The organism is Dietzia sp. DQ11-38-2 (assembly GCF_014145055.1).
Lineage (GTDB): Bacteria > Actinomycetota > Actinomycetes > Mycobacteriales > Mycobacteriaceae > Dietzia.
The window spans coordinates 947-1865 of the sequence record NZ_JAALDW010000274.1; the positions used below are offsets into that span (position 1 = coordinate 947).

The following is a 919-nucleotide window of genomic DNA, read 5'->3' on the forward strand; positions in this document are numbered from 1 at the left end:
CCACGCGGAGTGAACGTCGTCGGGCACCGGCCCGGCGGGGCTCTCCGGTCGACCGTCGGCGCGCTCGGAGGGCCCGTCGGTGCGTTCGGGTGGACGCCACGGCCCGCTGCCCGTCACCGCTGGCCCCACCCGTCGGCGAGGAGGCGTGCGGCGTGCAGCGCCCAGTAGGTCAGGACGATGTCCGCTCCGGCCCGACGGATGGAGGTCAACGACTCCATCACCGCCGGGTCGTGATCGATCCACCCCCGCTCGGCGGCGGCGGAGATCATCGCGTACTCCCCGGAGACCTGATAGGCGGCGACGGGGACGTCCGAGAGCTCGGCGGTCTGGCGCAGCACGTCGAGATAGCTCATCGCCGGCTTGACCATGACCATGTCGGCGCCCTCGTCCAGGTCCAGGCGGACCTCCCGCAGGGACTCGCGCAGGTTGGCGGGGTCCTGCTGATAGGTACGCCGGTCACCGCGCAGCGAGGATCCGACGGCCTCACGGAACGGCCCGTAGAACGCGCTCGCGTACTTGGCGCTGTACGCCAACACGGCCACGTCGTGGAAGCCCTCGCGGTCCAGCGCCTCGCGGATGGCGACGATCTGACCGTCCATCATCCCGCTCGGCCCCACCACATGGGCTCCCGCGGCGGCCTGCGCCACGGCGAGTTCGGCGTATGCGGCCAGGGTGGCGTCGTTGTCGACGACCTGTTCGCCCCGCGGATCGGTACCCAGGACGCCGCAGTGGCCGTGGTCGGTGAACTCGTCCAGGCAGGTGTCGGCCATCACCACGAGGTCGTCACCCACCTCCTCGCGGACGGCCGCCAGCGCCCGGTTGAGGATGCCGTCGGCCGCGGCGCCGCAGCTGCCGACGGCGTCCTTGTCCGCGTCGTGCGGAACCCCGAAGAGCATGATCCCGCCGAGTCCCGCCTCGG

1 protein-coding gene is annotated in these 919 nt (G+C 72.1%); it reads right to left on the reverse strand.

Annotated features, from left to right (window positions below):
- Positions 1–113: 113 nt before the first annotated feature.
- Positions 114–919: porphobilinogen synthase (gene hemB / locus G6026_RS09935; protein ID WP_182613076.1), on the reverse strand; the 806-nt coding region annotated here is incomplete at its 5' end.